This window comes from Waterburya agarophytonicola KI4 (assembly GCF_020640915.1).
Taxonomy (GTDB): domain Bacteria; phylum Cyanobacteriota; class Cyanobacteriia; order Cyanobacteriales; family Xenococcaceae; genus Waterburya; species Waterburya agarophytonicola.
This window is the reverse complement of sequence record NZ_JADWDC010000023.1, coordinates 38,819-62,167: the sequence shown is the minus strand read 5'-3', so window position 1 is coordinate 62,167 and position 23,349 is coordinate 38,819. Positions and strand designations below refer to the sequence as shown.

Annotated in this window: 26 protein-coding genes; 11 read left to right on the top strand and 15 right to left on the bottom strand. The window is 37.6% G+C overall.

Translation table 11 applies throughout. The features are described 5' to 3' along the window. Window positions 1–350: 350 nt before the first annotated feature. The 3 genes from htpG to I4641_RS11105 all read right to left on the bottom strand — a co-directional run bounded on the left by htpG (window position 351) and on the right by I4641_RS11105 (window position 4,775). Window positions 351–2,318: a molecular chaperone HtpG gene (htpG, locus tag I4641_RS11115; protein ID WP_229640591.1), complete on the bottom strand. Its 1,968-nt coding sequence runs from the start codon at window positions 2,316–2,318 to the stop codon at window positions 351–353. A 124-nt stretch (window positions 2,319–2,442) separates the two neighbouring features. Then, window positions 2,443–4,158 carry a potassium channel family protein gene (locus I4641_RS11110; protein WP_229640590.1) on the bottom strand — a complete coding sequence of 572 codons (1,716 nt, stop codon included), beginning with the start codon at window positions 4,156–4,158 and terminating at the stop codon, window positions 2,443–2,445. A gap of 239 nt (window positions 4,159–4,397) precedes the next feature. Beyond that, complete coding sequence (locus I4641_RS11105) at window positions 4,398–4,775, bottom strand: Fur family transcriptional regulator (RefSeq protein ID WP_229640589.1); 378 nt, start codon at window positions 4,773–4,775, stop codon at window positions 4,398–4,400. Between the two features lie 117 nt (window positions 4,776–4,892). Here I4641_RS11105 and purS point away from each other — a divergent pair, with 117 nt between their 5' ends. The 4 genes from purS (at window position 4,893) to dnaG (ending at window position 9,045) form a co-directional block, all read left to right on the top strand. After that, entirely contained in the window at window positions 4,893–5,159 is a 267-nt protein-coding gene (gene purS, locus I4641_RS11100; protein ID WP_229640588.1) for a phosphoribosylformylglycinamidine synthase subunit PurS, read from the top strand. A gap of 24 nt (window positions 5,160–5,183) precedes the next feature. Then, complete coding sequence (purQ, locus tag I4641_RS11095; protein ID WP_229640587.1) at window positions 5,184–5,879, top strand: phosphoribosylformylglycinamidine synthase subunit PurQ; 696 nt, start codon at window positions 5,184–5,186, stop codon at window positions 5,877–5,879. Window positions 5,880–5,962: 83 nt separating this feature from the next. Continuing rightward, window positions 5,963–6,862 carry a D-hexose-6-phosphate mutarotase gene (locus I4641_RS11090; RefSeq protein ID WP_229640586.1) on the top strand — a complete coding sequence of 300 codons (900 nt, stop codon included), beginning with the start codon at window positions 5,963–5,965 and terminating at the stop codon, window positions 6,860–6,862. 224 nt (window positions 6,863–7,086) lie between these two features. Further along, window positions 7,087–9,045 carry a DNA primase gene (gene dnaG / locus I4641_RS11085; protein ID WP_229640585.1) on the top strand — a complete coding sequence of 653 codons (1,959 nt, stop codon included), beginning with the start codon at window positions 7,087–7,089 and terminating at the stop codon, window positions 9,043–9,045. Between the two features lie 69 nt (window positions 9,046–9,114). Here dnaG and I4641_RS11080 read toward each other — a convergent pair whose 3' ends face one another. Continuing rightward, entirely contained in the window at window positions 9,115–10,695 is a 1,581-nt protein-coding gene (locus tag I4641_RS11080) for a cation:proton antiporter (protein ID WP_229640584.1), read from the bottom strand. A 105-nt stretch (window positions 10,696–10,800) separates the two neighbouring features. Next, the gene (locus I4641_RS11075; protein WP_229640583.1) at window positions 10,801–11,094 is read right to left on the bottom strand and encodes a hypothetical protein; all 294 of its coding nucleotides are present in this window, start codon (window positions 11,092–11,094) and stop codon (window positions 10,801–10,803) included. 285 nt (window positions 11,095–11,379) lie between these two features. On the opposite strand from I4641_RS11075, the gene rph reads away from it, so the two are divergent. Then, window positions 11,380–12,105: a ribonuclease PH gene (gene rph / locus I4641_RS11070; protein ID WP_263858209.1), complete on the top strand. Its 726-nt coding sequence runs from the start codon at window positions 11,380–11,382 to the stop codon at window positions 12,103–12,105. Window positions 12,106–12,149: 44 nt separating this feature from the next. Here rph and I4641_RS11065 read toward each other — a convergent pair whose 3' ends face one another. From I4641_RS11065 to I4641_RS11045, 5 genes are all read right to left on the bottom strand, one after another. Next, window positions 12,150–12,656 carry a DM13 domain-containing protein gene (locus I4641_RS11065; RefSeq protein ID WP_229640582.1) on the bottom strand — a complete coding sequence of 169 codons (507 nt, stop codon included), beginning with the start codon at window positions 12,654–12,656 and terminating at the stop codon, window positions 12,150–12,152. Between the two features lie 145 nt (window positions 12,657–12,801). Beyond that, complete coding sequence (ruvB, locus tag I4641_RS11060) at window positions 12,802–13,908, bottom strand: Holliday junction branch migration DNA helicase RuvB (RefSeq protein ID WP_229640581.1); 1,107 nt, start codon at window positions 13,906–13,908, stop codon at window positions 12,802–12,804. A 31-nt stretch (window positions 13,909–13,939) separates the two neighbouring features. Further along, the gene (locus I4641_RS11055; protein ID WP_229640580.1) at window positions 13,940–14,143 is read right to left on the bottom strand and encodes an RNA-binding S4 domain-containing protein; all 204 of its coding nucleotides are present in this window, start codon (window positions 14,141–14,143) and stop codon (window positions 13,940–13,942) included. Between the two features lie 73 nt (window positions 14,144–14,216). Beyond that, window positions 14,217–14,453, bottom strand: a complete 237-nt coding sequence (locus I4641_RS11050) for a NifU family protein (protein ID WP_229640579.1) — start codon at window positions 14,451–14,453, stop codon at window positions 14,217–14,219. Window positions 14,454–14,537: 84 nt separating this feature from the next. Continuing rightward, a complete protein-coding gene (locus tag I4641_RS11045; RefSeq protein WP_229640578.1) occupies window positions 14,538–15,191 on the bottom strand; it encodes a DUF3386 domain-containing protein in 654 nt (217 codons plus the stop codon). Between the two features lie 165 nt (window positions 15,192–15,356). Here I4641_RS11045 and I4641_RS11040 point away from each other — a divergent pair, with 165 nt between their 5' ends. The 5 genes from I4641_RS11040 (at window position 15,357) to I4641_RS11020 (ending at window position 19,793) form a co-directional block, all read left to right on the top strand. Further along, entirely contained in the window at window positions 15,357–15,563 is a 207-nt protein-coding gene (locus I4641_RS11040) for a hypothetical protein (protein WP_229640577.1), read from the top strand. Between the two features lie 70 nt (window positions 15,564–15,633). Then, window positions 15,634–16,755: a M14 family metallopeptidase gene (locus I4641_RS11035; protein ID WP_229640576.1), complete on the top strand. Its 1,122-nt coding sequence runs from the start codon at window positions 15,634–15,636 to the stop codon at window positions 16,753–16,755. 95 nt (window positions 16,756–16,850) lie between these two features. Continuing rightward, complete coding sequence (gene era / locus I4641_RS11030) at window positions 16,851–17,828, top strand: GTPase Era (RefSeq protein ID WP_229640575.1); 978 nt, start codon at window positions 16,851–16,853, stop codon at window positions 17,826–17,828. Between the two features lie 20 nt (window positions 17,829–17,848). After that, window positions 17,849–18,109, top strand: coding sequence for a MoaD/ThiS family protein (locus I4641_RS11025; protein ID WP_229640574.1), 261 nt, complete (start codon window positions 17,849–17,851; stop codon window positions 18,107–18,109). Between the two features lie 25 nt (window positions 18,110–18,134). Then, window positions 18,135–19,793: a hypothetical protein gene (locus I4641_RS11020; protein WP_229640573.1), complete on the top strand. Its 1,659-nt coding sequence runs from the start codon at window positions 18,135–18,137 to the stop codon at window positions 19,791–19,793. 40 nt (window positions 19,794–19,833) lie between these two features. On the opposite strand, the gene I4641_RS11015 is transcribed toward I4641_RS11020, so the two are convergent. Next, window positions 19,834–20,193 carry a DUF4864 domain-containing protein gene (locus tag I4641_RS11015; RefSeq protein WP_229640572.1) on the bottom strand — a complete coding sequence of 120 codons (360 nt, stop codon included), beginning with the start codon at window positions 20,191–20,193 and terminating at the stop codon, window positions 19,834–19,836. A 69-nt stretch (window positions 20,194–20,262) separates the two neighbouring features. After that, window positions 20,263–21,126 carry a carbohydrate ABC transporter permease gene (locus tag I4641_RS11010; protein WP_229640571.1) on the bottom strand — a complete coding sequence of 288 codons (864 nt, stop codon included), beginning with the start codon at window positions 21,124–21,126 and terminating at the stop codon, window positions 20,263–20,265. Between the two features lie 349 nt (window positions 21,127–21,475). On the opposite strand from I4641_RS11010, the gene I4641_RS11005 reads away from it, so the two are divergent. Continuing rightward, on the top strand, window positions 21,476–21,862 hold the full coding sequence (locus I4641_RS11005) for a hypothetical protein (protein ID WP_229640570.1): 387 nt from the start codon (window positions 21,476–21,478) through the stop codon (window positions 21,860–21,862). Window positions 21,863–21,932: 70 nt separating this feature from the next. Here I4641_RS11005 and I4641_RS11000 read toward each other — a convergent pair whose 3' ends face one another. From I4641_RS11000 to I4641_RS10990, 3 genes are all read right to left on the bottom strand, one after another. After that, a complete protein-coding gene (locus tag I4641_RS11000; RefSeq protein ID WP_229640569.1) occupies window positions 21,933–22,313 on the bottom strand; it encodes a hypothetical protein in 381 nt (126 codons plus the stop codon). Window positions 22,314–22,327: 14 nt separating this feature from the next. Next, the gene (locus I4641_RS10995; RefSeq protein WP_229640568.1) at window positions 22,328–22,675 is read right to left on the bottom strand and encodes a hypothetical protein; all 348 of its coding nucleotides are present in this window, start codon (window positions 22,673–22,675) and stop codon (window positions 22,328–22,330) included. A gap of 138 nt (window positions 22,676–22,813) precedes the next feature. Next, the gene (locus tag I4641_RS10990; protein ID WP_229640567.1) at window positions 22,814–23,197 is read right to left on the bottom strand and encodes a hypothetical protein; all 384 of its coding nucleotides are present in this window, start codon (window positions 23,195–23,197) and stop codon (window positions 22,814–22,816) included. Window positions 23,198–23,349 lie beyond the last annotated feature (152 nt).

Sequence of the window (23,349 nt, the reverse complement as noted above, 5' to 3'; positions counted from 1 at the left end):
AACTTGCTATTTCTTGTATTGTAAATGGGTTTTGAGAACAGGATTTAGTATGACTATGTTGCGAGGCAGTGCGTTGGGCGGGTTCCCCGACTTGAAGCAACTGCCGAGGGCGACTCAAAAGACTTAGAAGTTGATTATAAAGAGGGGTAGAGATTGACATGGACTACGAAGCATAAAAACGACTATTTTTAGCTTCCCACGATTGCTCTCCCTTTTTCTTTCAATCTATCCCTGTCTATCTTTCAGCTACTTGTGTCAGGCAGTCAGGCAATTCGCTCCTACAAAAAAATATCTAAGGATGGGAATTAAATAACCCATCCTTAGAATCAATCGATTAATTAACGGTTGAATTACTTCTTGGTTAAATTGGTCAAAACTTGATTGGAACGCTCAACAAAAGCCTTCATTCCATCCGCATCAAATGCTCTTTGAGACATCAATGCCAAGTCATAAATATGGTTGCACATCAAGTTAACCATCGAGTTAGAATCGTTGCCACTTTGAACGATCGTGCCTTTGTTTAGATCTAAAAGATTTTGAATTAAAGGATGGGCGCTATTAATCATGAGAATATGATCTTCAGGGAACGCCATCGCTTTTTCCTGCATCAATGCAGCCATTTCCTGCATTCTTCGCATTGCTTCGGGTAACAATACCATTGCAGGAGGAGTACCTTGAGGATCGTCGGATTTGATGGCTTGAGTTTTGATATTCACTCTGGGTTTATTGAGTGCTTTTTCAAACAACTCTTTAATTGATTCGTTGCGGGTTTTATTAGTAGTGGGATCGACAATTTCTTGAGCTTTATCTTCTTCCACTAAAGTTTCATCTAGTTCCGAATCAACGCGAGCAAATTTAACTTCAGAATATTCTCTTTCTAAGAAAGGAATGAAGTAATTAGCATCAATAAAAGAATCAAGATAGAGAACTTCTAAACCTTGGTTTTTATATAGTTCGACAAAAGTATTTTGTGTACCAGGATCGCTACAGTAGAATACTTGATTTGCTCTTTTTTCTTTGTTGCGCTCTAAATACTCTTGTAAAGTGGTATGGGGTTCGATGCTGGCATTGTCTTTATTATCTACATCTTTCCAAGCATCATCGCCAGCAGACTGTACTTCTACTTTAGGTACTTCTTCAGTTTCAGCTGTATCGGGCTGATAGGTAGTGCGATAGATAATTAAGTCTTCTACCTGCTTTTTAAATTTCTCGTCTCTAATTGCACCGTATTTAACAAATGTACCGACATCAGACCAAGTGCTGATATATTTACTACGATCTTCATCATAAAGGGACTTAAGACGATTGCCAATTTTCTTGGTGATAAAATCAGCAATACGACGCACAGTGCGATCGTTGGTTAAGGCACTGCGGGATACATTGAGAGGAATATCAGGGCTATCGATTACCCCTTGTAATGGCATCAAAAATTCGGGAATAATCGCTTCACAATTTTTGCTGACAAATACCTGGTTACAAAATAGCTGAATTTGTCCTTTAGAAAAGTCTACATCGGGTTTTAGTTTGGGGAAGTAGAGGATTCCGTTGAGTAGGAAAGGATAGTCTGTATTGAGATGTACCCAAAGTAGAGGATCTTCTTGGAAGGGATATAGATAACGATAAAACTCTAGATAGTCTTCGTCAGTTAGATCGCGGGGAGACTTTTTCCAAAGTGCTTCTTGCTTGTTAATTTGTTCGTTATCGAGAACAATCTTAACGGGCATAAAATCGCAGTAGGTTTTGACTAACTGCCTAATTCTAGGTTGTTCGGTGTATTCTAATTCCTCATCCTGTAGAGTGAGAGTAATAGTCGTGCCGACAGTAGTGCGATCGCTTTCGGTTAATTCAAATTCTGGCGATCCATCACAAGACCAATGTACCGCAGTTGCACCCTCTTTGAAAGAAAGAGTATCTATTTCCACCTGGGCTGCAACCATGAATGCGGAGTAGAAACCTAAGCCAAAGTGTCCGATCAGATCGTTGGAATCTTTCTCGTACTTCTTGATAAAGTCTTCCGCGCTAGAAAATGCAACCTGATTGATATATTTTTTGACTTCATCGGCAGTCATGCCAATGCCATTATCGGAAATAGAGAGAGTTTTTTTCTCTTTATCTACAGCAATTGTAACTTGGGGTTCGCCGACTTCCCCTTGCATTTCTCCCGCCAAGGATGCCATTTTTAACTTAGAGATAGCATCGACGGAGTTGGAAATCAATTCCCGCAAGAAGATCTCATGATCTGTATAGAGAGACTTCTTGATAATGGGGAAGATATTCTCGGTATGGATCGTAATGTTGCCTTTTTCAAGTACAGCCATATTTGTAATTACAATATCACTCGTAAACTTCTTTTGATATCAATATTGTCCGATCGCTCTCTAGATAATGTTCTGGGATACCCCACCCGCAATTATGCGGATTACCCTACCTTTGTTTGAGAAGTTAAATACTAAAACTATCCTCCAAGCGATCGAGGAGAGAGTCAGAATGAACATTGCGCCATAGTCGATCTAAAACACTAGCGGGCATAGTCAAATATAGAACATCCTGGGGTTGGAGACGAGTTTCTAATAAATCCCAACTATGGAAAGTAGTATTTTTTCTTTCCAGATATAAAGGTACAAAATCTGCTTCGCTAGCTATATCTTGAACAATGCGACCGCATAGAGGATGATTGGGAGTAATCATAGTTGCTAAGGCTACCCAAAGTAAATCTTGAGTCATCCCGTTACCGAGAATTCTGCCTCCTAATGCTGCTGCAACAAAGGAATGGGTAGCTAATTCTACAGGAGACAAGACGCAATCAAACTCGAATACTTCCTGCATCGATCGCGCAAACTGAGGATCCCCACTACGTACAATAGTTTTGATGTGGGGGGCGATCGCTTTGGCGGTTAGGCTAATTTCTAAATTAGTCGTATCGTGAGAAGTTACAGTAATTATGCTGGCTGCCTTTTTTACATTTACTGCTTTCAGGGTAGAAGAAATACTCGCATCTTCAATAATGACAGGAATCTTCATTGATCGCGCAGCCCGTAAAAAACGATTATTGGGATCAGATTCGATGGCCACTACTTCATGTCCTTGATGATATAACTGGCGGGCAATTTGAATACCCAAACCCCCCAAGCCACATACAATATAGTGGTTTTTGCGGGGAATTCTGGCAGCGTCTAAAGTCTGACGAAAACGACTACCCAAGACAAAATCATTAATCAAGGCATAACAAATACCAATGACTCCCGCACCCACTACCATCATGATTGCTGTAAAGATTTTGATATAGTCGGATGCACCTTCTGCTACTTCTTCTTTTCCTCCCGCCCCCGTAATCATCCCCACGGAAAAATAAAGCGCATCTGCCAAAGAAGTTTTAGTACTTATGCTGACATAAATCAAAGTGGCACAAAAAATGACACTCAATAAAGCCAGGCTTACCAGGGTAACAGGGCGAGCGTAACGTTGGTAGTAAGGTATGTTGAGAATGGCTTGAGATAGCTTTTTTCGCCAACTACGACGTTTGACAAAAACCCTGGGTTTTGTCCCGACAATCAAGCGATCGCCTGGCTGCAAACAACTGTTGTGTTTGATCGCTGAAACTAAGTCAATTTCTCCCCTGACGGGCAAATAGTAAATTAACATGCGATCGGGATCGTCCCACAACTCCTTTAATTTCCTGCCCAACCAAGGATGATCCCCATCGATAACTTCTTCTTGAATCGGCCAAGTACGATTAAATAGTTTCAGTTGACCGATCGCTTTGTTACCCAAAGCTGCAAAGCTAAATAAGGGTGCAGAAAGAGCAGCCACGCTCATAGTAAAATGATCGGGCAAAGTGTTATCAAGGCGATCGCCCAAAGCATGATTGAGCAAACGATTAATAATTCTAATTTTGGGATTGAGTATTTTTGCTTGAGTCAGGATAGCCAAATTCAGAGCATCATCGCTATGAACCAAGACTAAGGTTTGTGCTTGCCTGATTCCTGCTTGAATCAAGGTGGTGTTGTCTCGCGGATCTCCGATGACGATCTCTTTAGAGGCTATTTTACTTACTGGATATTCGCTGATGGCTACAACTTCTGCCCCTTGTTGTTTGAGAAGACTGTAGATTTTAGAACCAGTACGTCCTAAGCCACAGACAATAATTTTGGGTTGCATATGAGCTAAATTGTCAAATATTTTATTTATTGGCTGAGATCTAAGGATGAAATTTTAAGATCTAAGGTTAAAGAGGTTTACTAAAAATACGATTTGGTAATCTGAATGTATCGACAGCTTACCTTTTAGTTTGACTGATTTTAAGATATCGATACCATTGCTACATAATTCAATTATGAATAACAAATCAACTATTTACTGTATAGATGCGCACTTTTATCTTAGCAATCGGTAATTATTTAGCTGCATTTTTGGCACAAGCCGAAAAATTCTAAAGTATGGTAGTAAACCTTGAAAGTATGAGATTTTTCTAACTGTTTTTCGAGATCGTGGACGGGACATTCATCAATAGGAAGAGATACGCCACAGTTGACGCAGGTAAGATGATGGCGATCGCTTTTAAGGGAACTATATACAGATTCTCCATTAGCAAGAGTACGCACCTGTACTTCTCCCTGTAGTTTCAAAGCTTCTAGAGAACGATAAACCGTTGCCAAACCCATGTCTTGTTCGCGATTTCTCAGTTCGATATAAAGATCTTGAGCCGAAATAGAACGGTTTAAACTCTTTAGTAGTATTAAAATTCGCTCTTGAGAACGAGTACGTTGGGCTTTCATAGATTTAATCGACGAATATCGAACTAATATCTATCTTATCTTCTAAAAGCTAATAGCTGTTGACTGTTGACTGCTAAAATTATTCTGCTAGTTGCTAAATCATGGCTGAGTAATTCTATGGCTACCAAATATCACGCTCGTATTTATGTTACCCTTCGTTCTTCCGTACTCGATCCTGCTGGAACAGCAGTAGAATCTGGACTCAAGCAAATGGGATATACCGAAGTAGAATCCGTCAGAATTGGTAAATACATTGAAATGCAGCTAACCGCCAATAATGAAGATGAAGCAAAACAGCATTTAGATGAAATGTGCGATCGCTTGCTGGCAAATACGGTAATCGAAAATTATTGCTTTGAATTATCCGAATTAGCCACCGTTTAAGATCGTCAAAGGAGATTTAGTTAAATGAAATTTGGAGTAATTGTTTTTCCTGGTTCAAATTGCGATCGCGATATTTCTACTGTTACTCAAGGGATCTTGAATGCACCGACTCGTATGGTATGGCATCAGGAAACGGATATTTCTGATTTGGATGTGGTAGTTATACCTGGAGGATTTAGTTATGGAGATTATTTGCGTTGTGGGGCAATTGCCCAATTTTCTCCTGTAATGAATAGCATCATCGAACACGCCAAACAGGGTAAATATGTTTTGGGTATCTGCAATGGTTTTCAGGTACTAACAGAAGTTGGCTTGTTGCCAGGGGCATTAATTCGCAATCGCGGTTTACATTTTATTTGCGATCGCGCAACTATTAAAGTCGAACGCAACGATCTGATTTGGACAAAAAATTATCAAGCACAACAGGTAATTACTCTGCCCATTGCCCACGGTGAAGGTTGTTATTACGCCGATGAAGATACCCTTAAGGCAATAGAAGATGGCGATCGAGTCTTATTTCGTTATAGTAGCTCGTCGGGGGAGATTAACTCAGATAATAACCCCAATGGCTCGATCAATAACATTGCAGGGATTGTTAATCAAAAAGGAAACGTTTTGGGCTTGATGCCTCACCCCGAAAGGGCTGCCGATGGCAATATTGGCGGTACTGATGGATTAGCTATGTTTCAGGGATTACTGACTGCCTTAACCACTGCTTAGTATTGCAAGTTGATGGTTGTTGGAGAGCCAAAAAAAAAGGCGAATGGACGTTCGTCCACACATAAACAATAAATAATAACAAAATGAATATCGAGCAATTAAACGCAGATTATGGCATTGTCAATAAAGTCAAAATTGTGGCAGGGAAAGGTGGTTTTCCTATCATAGAAATCAATAACGAATACGCCAACGCTACCCTCTCTCTTTATGGAGGACAAATATTATCTTTCCAGCCTGTCAACCAAGCTGAAGATATTATGTTTCTCAGCAACCAAGCTTATTACCAAGAAGGTAAGGCAATTAAAGGTGGTACACCCATTTGTTGGCCTTGGTTTGGCCCCGATCCTGAAGATAAAGGACGTGCCAGTCACGGTTTTGTCCGCAATCGCCTCTGGACAATACGAGAGATAGTTACTACCCAAGATGGCTCGACTGAAGTGGTAATGGGGCTGCTAGATACCCCTGAAACCAGAAAAATCTGGGACTATAGTTTTGATATGTCGATCGCTATAACCGTGGGGAATTCTTTGACTGTGGAGTTGACTACTCGCAATACAGGAGACAATTCATTTTCCATTACTCAAGCTCTACATACCTATTTTAGAATAGGTGACATCAATCAAGTACAGGTCTTGAATTTAGAAGATTTGTCTTATCTCGATAAAGTAGATGGAGGCAAAAACAAAACTCAAACGGGTACGGTTACTTTTGATGGAGAATGCGATCGCATTTACCTCGACGTACCATCACAACTAATTATTGATGATTCTGCATTAGGCAGAAAAATAAAAATAACTGCTGCCAATAGCAATACAGCAATTGTGTGGAATCCTGGGGCGACAATTTCGGCAAATATGGCAGATCTGGGAGATTTGGACTATCAAAGATTTGTCTGCGTGGAAACTGCGAATGCTGCTAATGAAGTCATTGAAGTTGCTGCGGGTAGTGATTTTAATTTAACTGCCAATTACTCTTGTTATTAGTTTGATGTTTAGTCATCATTCCCCTGGCTGCGGACGGGGGAATCTTGATTTATCTGTTGTCTTGTATATTTAACAATGCTGACAAAAAGCGATCGCTATATTATGAAAGATTAAAATCAAAATCAATTTCTACTTATGAGAATATTTGAGATAGTTTTAGCTTACAAATAAATAACTAACGTATAATTAAATATTTGACTCAAAGAATTTCAAGTAGATAAAGCGTGAAAGTTCCCCGACTTCATCCAGATACAATCGAAGAAGTACGACAACGGGTTGATATTGTCGATATCATCTCCGAATATGTTGTCTTACAAAAGCGGGGTAGAGATTTTAAGGGTTTGTGTCCTTTTCATAATGAAAAAAGTCCTAGTTTTAGCGTCAGCCAAGATAAGCAAGTATATTATTGTTTTGGCTGTGGGGAAGGGGGAAACAGTTATAAGTTTTTGATGGAGATTGGCAAGCAGTCTTTTGCAGAAGTTGTTTTGGATCTGGCGCGTCGCTATCAAATTGAAGTAAAAACTGTCGAACCAGAGCAAAGAAAAGAAATTCAGCGTCAACTTTCTGTTAGAGAAGAATTACATCTAATTTTGTCAGTTACGGCTAGTTTTTATCAGCACGCTCTCCATCAGTCTCAGGGAGAACTTGCTTTAATCTATTTACTAGAGCAAAGAAACTTAGACGAGACTACTATTAACAGTTTTCAGCTTGGTTATGCTCCTGCGGGATGGGAAACTCTTTATCGATATTTGGTAGAAACCAAACGCTATCCCGTTAATTTTGTCGAGCAAGCAGGATTGATCAAACCGAGAAAAAATGGTAGTGGTTATTATGATGTATTCCGCGATCGCCTTATTATCCCCATCGCCGATCTAAAAGGAAAAATTATTGGTTTTGGCAGCCGCAGCCTCCGAGATGAAGATCAACCCAAATATCTTAACTCCCCTGAAACTCCTTTATTTAATAAAAGTAAAACTTTGTTTGCTTTGGATAAAGCCCGCACTAGTATTAGTCGTTCCGACTGTGCTGTAGTGGTAGAGGGATACTTTGACGCGATCGCCCTCCACGAAGCAGGAATTGATAATGTGGTGGCTTCTTTAGGTACGGCTTTTACTCAAGATCAACTCAAGCAACTATTGCGTTTTACTCCTTCTAAAAAGGTGATTCTTAATTTTGATGCGGATCATGCAGGGAAAAAAGCCACCGAAAGGGCGATTGCTGAAGTAGAAGATTTGGTTTATAGCGGAGTGGTGCAATTGCGCATTCTCAATTTACCCGATGGTAAGGATGCAGATGAATTTGTTAAAAGCAGAGATGATGGGGCGGTAATGTACTTTCAAGCCTTAGAAAATGCTCCATTATGGCTAGATTGGCTAATTAATAGATTATTAGCAGATAAAGACCTTAAGGCTGCCGATGAATTTCAACGAGCAGCAGCAGGAATGATTAAATTGTTGAACAAGCTGCAAGATGCTAACCAGCGCAATCATTATCTAACCCATTGCGCCGAATTGCTCTCCCAAGGAGATGCCAGACTATTATTACAAAATCTAACTACCCTCAAGTCCCAAACAAGATCCGTTCGTCCCAAGTATCATCATAATTCTAGTTACAAGGAAAAGCGCAATACCTCTGCAAGCCCGAAATTTACTGTTGCGAGTACTCCTGAAAGCGAACTTTTAGAACAAGCAGAAGAATTATTACTCAGAATCTATATTCACTGTCCCCGCTACCGAGATAAGATAATCGATCGCTTAGAAGATAAAAACTTGTTATTTACCCTAGCTCACCATCGCTTTTTATGGCAGCAAATAATTGCGATCGAAGACGAACTTCCAGAACGATCTTTTGGAGATACTAACCCTCTTTTAAGAGAATTACACAATCACAGTTTAGATTTTCCCGCAACCATGACAGGGGTAACTCAACTATTCAATCTCGATGAAAAAACCCAAGAAGATGTCTTTCGTGCCGATATTCGCATTGATGAAGCGATCGCATCTTTAGAACAAGTCAACTACCAAAAACGCGAAATCTACTGCAATCAACAACTACAAAACCTCAATCCCACCACCGATCTCGAATTAATGAAATACTATCTCGAAGAGATTCAAACCGCCAAAAAAGCGATCGTCAAACTCGAACAAATACGCCTCAACTTCTCCCAAGACCCAGTTTTGTAAAGGAATATCTGGGGCAAATAGCTAGGGCGAATAGCCATTCGCCCCTACGAAAAACCTAAACTACGATCGCTAATCTCCTGCTTTTGCCATAATTTCCTGCAATACAGGAGATAGGTTCTCGTTTAATTTACCCGCGCGAATAAATTCTGCATAGGTATCCGCTTCAATATCTAACAATTGTTCTTGCAGTTGTTCCATAGTCATGGCACGCAAGTTTTCGTTTTCTCGCTGCATACTATTGATTTTGTCTTCAATACTTTTTAATTCTCCTTTAACCAATCCTTGCTGATAGCGATAATATTCGGGATCTATTTCAGAGGCTAATTCGTTGTTTTCTAGATACTTGACAACGCGACCAAGAGCTACCTTGCGCGCCAATAGCTCCGAATACTCTTGACGTAGAGGCTGATCGCCAATTAAATTGAGGGTTTTAAGCAACCATTTAGTAGATAAACCCTGTACCAATAGGGTAAATAACACTACCCCAAACACCGTATCGATAATTTCTTGTCTTCCCGTGAGAATAACAGGGACACTCAAAGCTACCGCAATAGATACCGAACCTCTCAAACCCCCCCACCAGAGTACTGTTTGCTCCCGCAGATTAGTTTTTGTTTTACTCACCAAGTTACTTAGATTACCCAAGCCAAAAATTACAATTGCTCTAGTGACTAAGACAGCAGCGATCGCAACTACAATCAAATCGAAGTTGTTTTTCAAGCTGGTAAAGTTTATTTGGTCGCCAATCAGCAAAAATACAATTGAATTGACGAAAAATGCCAGAAAATCCCAAAATTCCGAAACTAATAACCGAGTACGGGGGTTCATCCCGATGCGCGAACCAAAGTTACCTAAAATAATACCAACAGTAACTACCCCAATTACCCCAGATCCGCCTAATTCCTCTGTGATTAAGTAAGTACCATAAGCCGACACGAGAGTTAAAGACTGCTCTACTAAAGGCAAATCAAATCTTTGAGTCAGATAAGAAATTCCAAAACCGATTAGACTACCAACCCCTAAACCAATACCAACAAATGTCAAGAAGCGAATGACAATGACAGAGATCCCAAATTCTCCATTACCTAAAGGAATATCAACTAATAACAAAAATGCAACTACCGCTACACCATCGTTAAAGAGGCTTTCTCCCTCCATCAAAATAGTTAAACGTTTGCTTGCTCCTAATTCCCGAAACAAGGCTACTACAGACACGGGATCAGTAGCAGATAGACTCGCACCGACTAAAAGAGCAGTGGGTAAAGATAAGTCAGTGAAATAACTTAACGGAAAAGCTACCCCAACCACAGAGATAACTACACCAACAATAGCAAATAGACTTACAGGAAAGAGACTATCTTTGAGACTGCGCCAACGAATATTCCAGGCTGCTTCAAATAGCAAAGGTGGTAAAAATATTTCTAAAATTAGCTCTGGAGATAAATTAACTAAGCGAATATCAACAAAAGCCAAGCCAAGTCCGACAATTACCAACAATAAAGTATAAGGAATTTGCCTAAACCAGCTAAAAATTCGCGAAATTGTCGCCACACTCAAGGATACAGACAAAACTATTAAAAATTGCTCTAAGTTTCCTTTAATAGAAACCTCAACTACACTCGGTTCTACACTAAAAAAGATTGTTTCCATAAATAAAGTTAATCAAGTTAAGCTATAAGCTCATTCCAATATAATCACTTTAAACTTATCTAGTTGTAGCAACGCGAATTTTTAAGTAGCCAGAACACATGGAACTTAACTTACATCTCGATCTCTAAGACTTTGATAGCGATAAAAATTAACTAAATCGAGTAAAATACCCACAACACAAAGGGTTATTCCCAAAGTAATAATGCCTTGAAATGGCTTTCCATTACCAAATACAGCCAAAAAATCCAAAATATAAGATGTTGTTTGGTTGCTGACTTCCCAAAATCCAGGGATATAGCCGATAATGCCAAAAAAACCGATCGCGCAGCCAATAAGAACTACTGGAGCAGCAAAACTTGCTAAAGCAGCAAGAAGAAGAGAAACAAATAGATTGGACACAATTTCTAGACTATTCCTGGTGATTATTTCAAATAAACAAGAACTAAGACAAGCTGCCCTTATTTATATCTACGATATAAGTAAATTTTGACTTTGGAAGAGAATTTTAAAAATCTTAAATAAGCATAAACAATCTTGGTGAAGATTGACGATCTTTCGACAGTAAAATTAACTAAAAATGAGATAGTTGGTTAAGAACTATATCAAACTAGCAATTTGTTTATATTTTGTTGATTCTTTTCTGCAAAACTCGATTATTACTTTATAAAATTGGGGAGCAGTATTTTGTCCTGGGAACGTTCTGAAAATCGCCAAGCCGATCGACTCCGCCCACATAAATTTCAATTAGATTTTATTGAAAATCCTTTATCTTCCGTAGTGATTGAATGTGGTAAAACTAAAGTTCTGTGTACCGTTAGTCTGGAAAATAGAGTCCCTCGGTTTTTGATGGGTAGCGGTCAGGGTTGGCTTACCGCAGAATATAGAATGCTACCAGGAGCGACTAATACGCGCCATTCACGGGAGTTGATGAAACTTTCGGGACGCACTCAAGAAATTCAAAGATTGATCGGGCGTAGTTTGCGCGCAGCCATCGACCTCAAAGGCTTTGGGGAACGTACGATTACTATTGATGCGGATGTCTTGCAAGCAGATGCAGGGACTCGCACCGCTTCTATTACGGGTAGTTATGTAGCTTTAGCCCACGGTATCAATAAATTAATTTCCGCAGGGGAACTTAAAAGATCTCCTTTATTAGAAACAGTTGCAGCGGTTTCTGTTGGCTTGATTGAAGGGGAAGCATTTTTAGATTTAGACTATCGAGAGGATTATGCTGCGGATGTAGATCTCAATGTGGTGATGAATGGCAAACTAGAACTAATCGAGATTCAGGGTACGGCTGAATCGAATAGTATGACGCGATCGCAATTAAACGCTATGTTGGACTTGGCAGAAAAGGGTATTGCTCAATTGCTTGAAGCCCAACAACAAGCCTTGATTATTGATGATTAGCCGATGTTATACGAACCATCTTCCATATATTTTCTCTTATGTATTTACAATGGTGCATAGCCAAAAGTGACATTGAAGTCCTCACACCAAACAGCGACGGAAGCATAATCGTTTAGATCTACATTCTCTGGAATTTCATATCTTTGCGATCCTGAAAAGCTTTCTATGGGTGCGAGACTAATATAATCTTCTTCTGCAAGACGAGATTCTACGACTCCATCTTTATGGAGAATTATCTCAAGATCTGGTCCTTGAGATACTTCAAAGTCATCGCTAAATTCAATATATTGTTTACCGTCTTCTTCAACTATTTTATAAGTTCCTGCTGCCTTTTTTCCCGAACCTACAGCAACAAATTGACTTGAATTAGCTGAAGCACAAGGATTGACTGAAGCACAAGGATTCACCGAAGCACAAGGATTACCCGCAACAAAAATCGACGAATCTGTATTCTCGAAAGAATCAGCGATCGCACTATTAGAGAAAAATGCCGTACCGCCGATAGTTAAAATTGAAGCAGTTGCTAAAGCGGCAATGTATGTAAGTTTCATAGTTTTGTTTGAGCTTCTGATTTGTATTGGCTTGACAATTACTATCTAACTCAACAAAACTGAATTTTATCTGAGGATCTAATTTGTTTTAGCTAAAATTTCTCAAACTTCCCTTTCAGAAAAAAATTATTTTTAGTAGAATCACCTAAAATAACTGTGTTTGACTCGGTTTGTCGCTGTTATAACCTAAATGTTGATAAGTTTTGTTAGTAGCGATTCTCCCGCGATGGGTGCGACTGAGATAGCCATTCTGCAAAAGATAGGGTTCGTAAACTTCTTCAATGGTTTTGCGGTCTTCTCCCGTAGCTGCTGCGATCGCTTCTAGACCTACTGGGCCACCATTGAACTGTTGAATAATGGTATTCAATACCAAACGATCTGTCCAGTCTAATCCTTCTCGATCTACATCAAATAGATCCATTGCCATTGCTGCTAATTCATCGGTAATAGTTTCGGCTTTTTGGACTTGAGTATAGTCTCGCACGCGACGCAACAATCTATTGGCAATACGGGGTGTTCCGCGAGAACGACGGGCTATCTCTATTGCACCTTCTTCGGTAATGCTAGCGTTGAGTATTTCTGCGGTACGTTTGACAATTAAAGTTAGTTCGTCCAATTCATAGAAGCGTAACCTTTGAATGATGCCAAAGCGATCGCGCAGCGGGGAAGATAGCGCGCCAGCTTTAGTGGTTGCACCGACTAAGGTAAACGGAGGCAAGGGAATGCTGCGGGTTTTGGCTGTTTGTCCTTTACCAATAGTGATATCCAAACGATAATCTTCCATCGCAGGATAAAGCAATTCTTCCGTCATCCGATTTAGACGGTGAATTTCATCGATAAATAAAATATCTCCTGGCTTGAGGTTTACCAGTAGTCCTGTAATGTCTCTAGGACGCTCTAAAGCTGGCGCAGAAGTGATTTTACAGTTTACTCCCATTTCTGTAGCGAGAATCAGCGACATCGTGGTTTTACCCAAACCAGGAGGTCCATATAATAAAAGATGGTCTAAAGAATCTTCTCTCCCCTTAGCTGCTGCGATCGCAATATTAAGAATTCCCTTTAAATCTTTTTGTCCGATATAGTCATCCAAACGCTGGGGACGAATTGTGTCTTCATTCTGTTCTGTTTCTTCATTGTTGGCGTTAGCAGACATCAAAGTAGGATCGGGATCGACATTTATGTCTTGCTTTTTCGGCGGACGAGATTTCTTGGGGGAAGAACTTGTAGAGTCAGAAGATCTTTGTATTGCCATTGCAGCTATCAAAAGGCTATTACGGTCTATTCTATTGTAGTTCGACCCGATGAGTCGTCCCTGCTATAGTAACTTTATCTCCTGTAACAAGTTTGCGCCCTCGTCTGACTTCTTCTTCGCCATTAACTTCGACCATTCCTTGTTTGATAATAATTTTGGCTTCTCCTCCAGTTTGGGCTATACCTTGCCATTTGAGGAATTGATCCAGTTTAATATGTTGTTGCAATTCATTCATTCGGGTTTAAGACGGTACAAGTATCAAGATGAAAAAAAGGGACAAAACATAATTTATCCCTCACATTAAAAATTTAAACAACTTGTTCTACTTCTACGATTTCAGGAATTTTTTCCCTCAAACGACGTTCGATACCCATTTTCAGAGTCATTGCCGAACTCGGACAAGATCCACAAGCACCCTGTAGTCTTAATTTAACAATAGGGCCTTCAATTTCTGCTAATTCGACGTTTCCGCCGTCAGCCATAAGATAAGGACGTAGTTCGTCTAAGACGGTTTCTACGTTATCTGTAGTTAATGCTAATGCCATAATCTATTTGATTAATTTATTTGTATTACTATTAAATTTATACTAGCGCGATAACACACTAGTCTTGATGATTTACGGTTTTAATTAAGCTACCGCAGCAGGTTCTAATAACTTAGTTTCCGAGAAAATAAACTCAGTAGTAATTTTGCCACCTTCTGGGTAGATCGCTTCGATTGTTTGATGTTTGGGAACATAATATTTATCAAACTTCTCGTAACTTTCGTCAAATTCTCTCTTCGTTTTCAAGTCGTTGGTTTTAGAGTCGCGAAAGATAGCATTATAACCAGTAGAGATATAACCTTCTCCAGTATCTAGACTTTCGTTGGTATTAATTACAAATGCCATTGGTCCCATAACACGGCTTACTTGACAGATTTCTGTACCGCGAATTTTATAGTTAGATCCCATAGAGTCGCCTTGAACGAGGATCTCTACCGCACCACTAGCGTCTGATTCTCCCATAGTAAAAGTACTTTTACCGTGAGCATTTTCAAAGGTATTGCGCTTGCGATGAGTGATAACATCTCTCATGTGATTGTAGACGCTTTCGGCCACTTTCTCATCTTCAATACCTGTTACCTCTACGGTTAAGTCGCTGTTTACTTTAATATCAGCGGTATATATTTCCTCTCCTTGCTTGAGTTCTAGCTTGGTAGTATATCCAGGAAAGTCACTATCCCAAGTGTACCGGTTTTCGTAGGCTGCGCGAAAGCGATCGCGTGCAGTGTTATCTGACATATTATATGTTTATCGTTTTATTTTGGTTTCACTATCTAGTTTAAGAAAATTTACCCCTCAATAACCGTATCAGAATAAATTATTTTGCAAGATCGATAATTTCTACTCGATTGGTATTGCTCAAAACATAGATTTTAGTGACGATCTGTTAACTTTAGATAAAAGATGTTTTTTGGGCAAACTATCGTGGATTTATCTGGTTCTAATTTTAATCTCGACAATCCCGAATCTTGGCTAATTTTGATTATGTATGTTGGATTTTGGGTATATAGTTATTACGCATTAGTAGTTTTCTTAATTCATACTCGCCAACAAAATCGTTTAACAGAAGAGATTGATTTGGAAGAAAACTCGCCTGATGTTTATTTTTAAAGCTTTACTGGTTTGGTATATGAGGTGCAAAATAATATTTTAAACAAAGCTATTAAATACTAGGCGTTTAATGATTCCCCATATTTCAACGATAGATTTATACACACTGGCTTCTGGCGATATTCTTTCACTACAGGTATACAAATTTATTGGATATCAGCCAGGAAAAAAAGCTTATATTCAAGCTAATCTTCATGGTGCAGAAATTGTTGGTAATGCGGTAATTCACCAATTGATTGAATTTTTAACTGCATTAGATGTTTCTCAGTTACAGGGAGAAATTTGGTTAGTCCCCGTATGCAATCCTTTAGGCACAAACCAGCGATCGCATTTTTTCTCTACGGGTCGGTTTAACAGTTATGATGGTAAAAATTGGAATCGTATTTTTTGGGATTATGAAAAGGAATCCGAAGGTTTGACTGAGTTTGCTAAGTCTCAAATTAATAACCCACCAGAGGTTATTAGAAGCAACTATTTAAAGAGAATTCAGCAAGCTTGGCAAGAAGAATCACAGCGTATTAATCAACCCCGTAGCGTTCCTCTTAGTCGCCAATACCGCTATCAGTTACAATCTTTATGTTTGGATGCAGACTATGTTATTGATATTCATAGTTCTAGCAATCAAGCGATCGATTATACTTTTGGTTTCCAGGAAAGAATTGAAAGTGCGAAATATTTGTTATTGGAATATGGCATCCTAATGGATGAATATGATGGGGATGCTTTTGATGAAGCTTTTTTAAAGCCGTGGTTGGCATTAGAAAGGGAATTGGCAATACTGGGAGAAAAGATTAAATTCGATCTTGAATCTTGGACTCTAGAATTGGGTGCGGGAATGGCGATGAATCCGACTTCGGTAGCAAAAGGAGTTGCGGGAATTAAAAATTATTTGGCACACAAGCAAATTTTATCTTTATCTGAATCTGCTAAAACCACAGATATTACCCTAGTCTCTAAAAGTAAAATTAACAGTTATTATGCTCCCACTGGTGGTATGATTCAATCGAGATTATCCCTAAACACCAAAGTAAAGCCAGGAGATATTATTTATCAGCTTTTAAATTTTAACAAACAAGGAAAGATACCTGAAGTAGTTAGTATTGCTGCGGAAACATCGGGGGTAGTTTTTGATATTTCTACCAATCAGTGTGTCAACCAAGGCGAATATGTAATAGATATTTTGTCTTGTTAATTTGGTGGCAATTGGTAGGGATGAATTGCTGTTAACCCAAATCTTAAGTTAAAGATAATAATTTAATTTATTTTTATCTTCGTAAATAATAAAATATGAACTCTCCAGAATTGAATATAGATAATTTTAGTAATCTAGAAGGTGCGGAATTATTAACTACTACTATTCCTATTGCTCCAGAAGGTTTTAAGTCTGGTTTTGTCGCCATTGTTGGTAGACCAAACGTAGGTAAATCGACTTTAATGAATCATTTAATTGGTCAGAAAATTGCGATTACTTCTCCCGTTGCTCAAACCACCCGTAATCGTTTGCGAGGTATTTTAACGACTCCTCAAGCACAAATTATTTTTGTCGATACTCCTGGGATACATAAACCACACCACGAATTAGGTAAAGTATTAGTTCAAAATGCTAAAACGGCAATTAAATCTGTAGATTTAGTTTTATTTATAGTTGATAGTTCTGTTGATGCGGGAACGGGCGATCGCTTTATTTTTGATATTTTAAAAAGAATGAATACCCCCGTGGTATTAGGCTTAAATAAAGTTGATTTGCAACCTAATAATTGCCAGTTTATTGATGATAGTTATGCCGATTTAATTGCAGACACTAATTGGTCTACGGTTAAGTTTTCTGCTACTACGGGCATGGGAACAGATAAACTACAGCAAGTACTAACAGATAAGTTAGAATCAGGACCCTATTACTATCCTCCAGATCTCGTTACAGATCAGCCAGAAAGATTTATTATGGCAGAATTAATTAGAGAACAAATTTTACTCCATACTCGCCAAGAAATTCCCCATTCGGTGGCAATTACGATTGAAAAAATCGAAGAAACTCCTAAAATCACCAAGGTAAATGCAGCAATTAACATCGAACGTAGTTCTCAAAAGGGTATTATCATCGGTAAAAAAGGTGCAATGCTTAAAACTATTGGGAGTGCATCTAGGGAACAAATTCAAAAATTAATTGCAGGAAAAGTTCACTTAGAACTGTTTGTTAAAGTAGAACCCAAATGGCGACAATCTCGCTTAAGACTGGCAGAGTTTGGCTATCAAGTAGAAGAATAATCAATTATTAATTGAATTCAATGATTGAATCAAAAATAACAATTAAAGTTAAATTATTTGCTATCTATCAAGAGGTTTTGGAGACATCGGAATTGGATTTGGTAGTTCCATCAGAAACTACAGTAGGTGACGTGCTTTTATCTTTGATCGAGCAAAAACCACAGTTAGCTAAATGGCAAAAAGTTACCCGCTATGGAGTTAATTTACAGTTTGTCAAACCGAATACTTTACTAAATGATGGTGATGAGTTAGTCTTAATACCTCCTGTTAGTGGAGGTTAGATTAAATTAATAATTAGTAAGACTGATGGAGTCTAATAGCGGTCAGTTAGATGAATTAATAGATAATTTAGTAAAGAGTAAGAATTATTTAGATCGACAAGTTGAATTTAAAACAAATTATCCTAATTTAATTGACACTTTCAATTCCCGAATTGAGATACTGCAACAAAATAATAAACCTACAATCAAGATAGTTAGTTCGTCGGCTAATTTAGAAGATATTTTACGAATCAAAGCTAAGGCTAAGGCTAAGGCAAAATTGCGATCGCTTTATAGCTTTGAAGTTGTTTGTCCAATTAATAACATCTATAAAATTGCGGATAACTGTAGTGCAATTTTTCTCTTTTATCTATCCGACCAAAAAATTACTCCCCATCATCAGAAACTAATCGATCTTGCAACTAAAAGAAATATCAGCCTGTTTATTTTAGTCAAACAAGAACAGTCCGAAAATGGGACAAAGACTTTGGCTAAATGGATCGAATCTCAAGAGTACAAACAAATTTATCGATTGTCATTTCCTTTTGATGATTTTTTCGACTTAAACAGTAGTCAGCATATCGATCTGTATCTCCAATTTTTAATTAATCTAGCTGTAGAAATTAATCGCAAATTTGTCTGCCAGCATTCACAAGATATTGTTGCTAAAGTCGAACAGTTTTTTAGCAAAGAAAAAAAAAGCAATTGGCAGAATATTAAACAACTCAAAGAAGATTATTTACAAGGTAAAGAGATTAATGATTATCGACAATTTATCATTAATAAAACTTTTAATAAAATTAATCAGCAGCAACAACAAAAAATACTTTATCTCAAACAAAAAATCAATCAATCTCGCAGTAATTATCTAAATCTTTTCATACCTGATAGTTGGCTATTTGAGATCCAACAACTTATTGATTCAAGCCAAATTGAATTAGTTAAAGAAGCAAACGGAACTTATCTTTATCTTACTATCAATAATAGTGAAAAAACTAAATATATTCATGACTATATATTAGAAGCATATCAATACAAGATTACCCAAGCTTTGGCTTTTCAATGGTCAAAAATAAATCATGTCTATGGAGAAGGTGGGTTAAATACATTTATTGATCGCACTAAAGCTAAGTTGTCCGAAATTAATTTGTTGCAATCTTCAGCCATAGAACTTCTCAAGATCGACACTGATACAGAATTAGTTCCTCAACTAAATATTACCGATGTTATAGATCCTTATTGCCTTCAGCTAAATAGTAGAATACTTTTTGACTATAACTATATTCAAGGTAGTTGGTTGAAATTATTAATCTTTGTGTGTGTGGGAACTATTATTTATTTAATTAGCAAATTATATTTTGGCACGGGGATATATATAGGATTTTTTATTTTAATTTTTCAGCTCACCAATATTTTAACTGGTCAAAATATCAAAACTCTCAAACTAAAACAACATCAAAAAGACTTACAAAGAACTGTTAATAACAGATATCAAAATTTAGTTCGTTTAATAGTCGATCATCTCATTAATACTCTCATAATTAGTTTAGATCGCAAAAATCAAGCATATCAACATAAAATAGATGCTATCTCAGATTTAGCTCATCAAGAACTAGATCGAATCAAACAAGATATAGACCGACTTCAAGTCAAACAAAATCGCCTCGAACAAGATAGAATAAAAATAAAATCTTGGTTTGATTGATTCGGTAATTTTAAAATAACCATATTACAATACATTGCAGTTATACAATTTTTTTATCTATAGAAAGTAACTCATAGCCATGAATGCGCCAACTATAATCAGGTTGATGTTGCACAACAAAAACAGCTTGAGCCAACTCACCTTTTCGATCCATAACCATAGAAACTAAAGCTGGATAATTATCGACCAAAGTAAATCCCTGAAACATAATAGATCGAGGTCGAACAATAGCACTATACTTAGATCTAATTTTTTTAATTAAATCTCTTTGGCTAATTTTTTCTTGAATACTAGGACTCATCAAAGCGAAAGCTGTTGCTTCATCATTTTGTTGAAATGCGTGTAGTTGCTTTTCAACTAGCTGACGAATTATTACTTTGTCGTTTTCAGAAATATACATTTGGGACTATTATTAGTAATAAAACTTGTTACTTTGAAGGCTGAATTGTAGTCAATTCCTCTATTATCTCTAACCTTTAACTGCACCAGCAGTTAACCCTTGTACTATTTGCCGTTGGAAAATTAATACGAGAATTACCAATGGTAGAGTACCCAAAACTGTCGCAGCAGCGATCGAACCATAGGGAATATCAAACAAATTGGCACTTCCAAGCTGTGCTGTTGCCACAGGAATCGTCTTTTTTGCTTCTTCAGTAATAAAAGTTAAGGCAAAGATATATTCATTCCAAGCAAAAATAAAAGTTAAAATTCCAGTTGTTGCTAACGCTGGCAAAGTCATGGGAAGAACAATGTTGACCAACATTCCCCAAGTTTTATAACCATCAATTTTTGCAGCATCTTCTAAATCTTTAGGTAATTGTAAAAAGAAACTTCTCATCACCAAAATGGTTAAGGGTAAATTGATTGCAGTATAAGGAAGGATCAAAGCCAGATAATTATTGCCTAAACCTACCGCTTTGACAATTTCTAATAAACCTAAAAATAGTAAAACGTAAGGAAACAACGTAACAATTAAAATCCCAGTTAAAATTAATTTCTCTCCTGGTAAATTCATTCTAGCCAATCCGTAAGCTGCTGGAGAACCAACAACAAGACATAAAATAGTTGAAATACTAGCCACGAAAGCACTATTAAAAATATAAGCCAAAAATGGACGACGACTAAATAAAGATTGATAGTGTTCTACTGTAAATTTGCTAGGAAAATAAACATTGGGAATAGCAGTAATATCTTCATTGAGCTTTACAGAAGTCAATATTTGCCACAAAATAGGTGCAGCAAAAAAAACTGCAATCAAAACAACACTTATCCACAACCAAACTTTGGTGCGAGGAAACGAACCTGCTTCTTTTTTAGATTGGACTGACGACATGGCTGATTAAATGGTCAAGATCGTTGCTGAAACCATGTTACAGTTTTTAGACACTTAAATTAAAAGAATATAACATCACTTGAGATAGATTTGCGATCGCCAAAACTAAAACCTTCTAAAAATTAGGTATTTACCGTTCAAGTTGTTTCTGCTTATTAACTGTTGTCAAAGGGGAGTTCTTGTCTGAAGATTATACTGTAGCAATTATCATATTTCAATATCATTACCCTAGGCATTGACATTTTTTTTTGTTATCTTGACAACAACATTTAGTACCCATATTTTTTAGATTATTTTTAGCTCAAATCAAACTCAATTCCTTTAAGAATATTTTTTATGGAAGTAACAGATGTCTTCTAATTCTTCTCTAGACAAAAGGGAAAATAAAAACTTTGTCATCAATAACAAATATTTTTTGAAGCAATATGCCTTAAAAAATCGCGATCTTTTTGGCAACGGTGTTATCGTAATTAATCTTTTACTATTAAAAACAGATATTGTAAGCGAACAAAATATACCTAACTATGAAATAGAAGACGATAAAGAATTAACAATTCATCAGGCAATTTCCTACATTCCCCAAAATAACTTTTGGTTTAAAATGCTCAACTTAAAAATTAAAAAAAAATATCAGATCGATATACAAGAAAAAGATAGCACCGATAATAAAACTCTAGTTATCTTTGTAAAAGATGCTTCTGTAGAACACTTTTCAATCTATTCTCTCAAGCTATAATATAAAAAATATTGATTCTATTCAAAAAGGACTTGGCATCACCAAGTCCTTCCTAGTTTTAGCAATATAGTTAATAATCCAAATTATCCGCAGGATTGTAAACATCAATTGCAGGATTACTTTGAATTTGAATAGTAGAACCTCCTGAGTATCTATGACTATTGTCGCGATTCTCAATACGATGACGTACTACTCTAGTTTGACGAACTTGACGAGTTCCGCCAACGTTTCCCTGAACTCCCGTGGTAACGCTAGCATTACCACGACAAGTTCCTTCCTGGCTCATTTCCACATCATTAGTGCGTTCGGTGGGTTCTTTTGAACCACTAATATTGTATTGAACAGAAACATCAGCTTGGACACATTGAGCCATAACAGGAGTAACAAACCAGTTAGCAGTTAACAAGCCAAACACCGATAATAATCCCGTTGTTCTTACTGTCAATTTCATTGTTCTTACTACCTCTAGTTACAACCGTTACTAGCAACACTACTTTGGATTATTTTGCTACTAGAAGGAGTAATACGAGTAGTTGCTTGATAAGAAGTTTGACGACAATTAGAACGTTCGCTCTTTAAATTTTGCCAAGGTAAACGCCAATAACGCCAAGGCGTCCAATATCTACGGTGACTGGGAACTTGTACGGTAGTTCCTCCTGAATTGACGTAAACGCTGCCATCGCTGCGAGTGATGGCTTCGACGTTGGGAGTGCTAACTTTTACATCTGCTAATGCGGAATTATTCCCTGCTAAGATAGTACTGGGTATAACAACACCTATCGCCACGAACCCGATTAAATTTGTTAGTTTCATGGAAAAAATTTTAATTTCGGTAATTTTTGAATAGTTGTTAGCCGTTAACTATAGAAGCTAACGGCTAACAACTAATAACTAATGGCTAACAGCCAAAACGAAAACCTTACAAAAGCGTTACTTGCAAATGTGCAATAGTTAATAACTACGACTGCGACGTTCGCGACGAGTGTGGCTATTATTAGATTGCTGTGCGTCTTGAACGCAGGTATTATATTCCCCTACTTGATCGCAAAATTGATCGCTGCGTTGAACAATACCAGTGCTACCGTTATCGTTATAGTTATAGTTATCGCGACCATAACGACCGTGGTTATCCCGATACTCCGTATATTGTTGGTTTCTTTGATTAGAATTTTGTACCGAAACATTGTCGCTACCCGTAACTACTGATTCTTGAATCGATTCTTGGATCAAAGCATCGTCTGCTTTAGCGGGAACAGAAAATAAACCAATAGTAGAAACAGCCAAAAGCGCGAAAACTAGTTGTTTGCTGTGTGAATTCAAAATTTGTACGTTCATAGTGTGAAAATAGTCTCTAATAAATCAACCTTGTCCAGAAACTAGACGCACCTCTAAACTGAGTGTTCCAAAGATCGGAAAATTTACCTACATTTTTACTACTGGAAAATTTTAGATGATAGAGACTAATTGAAGTCCGAAATTCCTATCTT

What these genes read in the sequence shown, in the direction of transcription:
- I4641_RS10995 (WP_229640568.1), bottom strand. Translation starts at nt 22,675, where the DNA reads ATGAAACTAACAAATTTAATCGGGTTCGTGGCGATAGGTGTTGTTATA.
- era (WP_229640575.1), top strand. Translation starts at nt 16,851, where the DNA reads ATGAACTCTCCAGAATTGAATATAGATAATTTTAGTAATCTAGAAGGT.
- I4641_RS11020 (WP_229640573.1), top strand. Translation starts at nt 18,135, where the DNA reads ATGGAGTCTAATAGCGGTCAGTTAGATGAATTAATAGATAATTTAGTA.
- htpG (WP_229640591.1), bottom strand. Translation starts at nt 2,318, where the DNA reads ATGGCTGTACTTGAAAAAGGCAACATTACGATCCATACCGAGAATATC.
- purS (WP_229640588.1), top strand. Translation starts at nt 4,893, where the DNA reads ATGGCTACCAAATATCACGCTCGTATTTATGTTACCCTTCGTTCTTCC.
- I4641_RS11010 (WP_229640571.1), bottom strand. Translation starts at nt 21,126, where the DNA reads ATGTCGTCAGTCCAATCTAAAAAAGAAGCAGGTTCGTTTCCTCGCACC.
- I4641_RS11025 (WP_229640574.1), top strand. Translation starts at nt 17,849, where the DNA reads ATGATTGAATCAAAAATAACAATTAAAGTTAAATTATTTGCTATCTAT.
- I4641_RS10990 (WP_229640567.1), bottom strand. Translation starts at nt 23,197, where the DNA reads ATGAACGTACAAATTTTGAATTCACACAGCAAACAACTAGTTTTCGCG.
- I4641_RS11045 (WP_229640578.1), bottom strand. Translation starts at nt 15,191, where the DNA reads ATGTCAGATAACACTGCACGCGATCGCTTTCGCGCAGCCTACGAAAAC.
- I4641_RS11050 (WP_229640579.1), bottom strand. Translation starts at nt 14,453, where the DNA reads ATGGCATTAGCATTAACTACAGATAACGTAGAAACCGTCTTAGACGAA.
- I4641_RS11055 (WP_229640580.1), bottom strand. Translation starts at nt 14,143, where the DNA reads ATGAATGAATTGCAACAACATATTAAACTGGATCAATTCCTCAAATGG.
- I4641_RS11090 (WP_229640586.1), top strand. Translation starts at nt 5,963, where the DNA reads ATGAATATCGAGCAATTAAACGCAGATTATGGCATTGTCAATAAAGTC.
- I4641_RS11040 (WP_229640577.1), top strand. Translation starts at nt 15,357, where the DNA reads ATGTTTTTTGGGCAAACTATCGTGGATTTATCTGGTTCTAATTTTAAT.
- I4641_RS11015 (WP_229640572.1), bottom strand. Translation starts at nt 20,193, where the DNA reads ATGTATATTTCTGAAAACGACAAAGTAATAATTCGTCAGCTAGTTGAA.
- I4641_RS11080 (WP_229640584.1), bottom strand. Translation starts at nt 10,695, where the DNA reads ATGGAAACAATCTTTTTTAGTGTAGAACCGAGTGTAGTTGAGGTTTCT.
- I4641_RS11110 (WP_229640590.1), bottom strand. Translation starts at nt 4,158, where the DNA reads ATGCAACCCAAAATTATTGTCTGTGGCTTAGGACGTACTGGTTCTAAA.
- I4641_RS11035 (WP_229640576.1), top strand. Translation starts at nt 15,634, where the DNA reads ATGATTCCCCATATTTCAACGATAGATTTATACACACTGGCTTCTGGC.
- I4641_RS11065 (WP_229640582.1), bottom strand. Translation starts at nt 12,656, where the DNA reads ATGAAACTTACATACATTGCCGCTTTAGCAACTGCTTCAATTTTAACT.
- I4641_RS11105 (WP_229640589.1), bottom strand. Translation starts at nt 4,775, where the DNA reads ATGAAAGCCCAACGTACTCGTTCTCAAGAGCGAATTTTAATACTACTA.
- purQ (WP_229640587.1), top strand. Translation starts at nt 5,184, where the DNA reads ATGAAATTTGGAGTAATTGTTTTTCCTGGTTCAAATTGCGATCGCGAT.
- ruvB (WP_229640581.1), bottom strand. Translation starts at nt 13,908, where the DNA reads ATGGCAATACAAAGATCTTCTGACTCTACAAGTTCTTCCCCCAAGAAA.
- I4641_RS11005 (WP_229640570.1), top strand. Translation starts at nt 21,476, where the DNA reads ATGTCTTCTAATTCTTCTCTAGACAAAAGGGAAAATAAAAACTTTGTC.
- I4641_RS11000 (WP_229640569.1), bottom strand. Translation starts at nt 22,313, where the DNA reads ATGAAATTGACAGTAAGAACAACGGGATTATTATCGGTGTTTGGCTTG.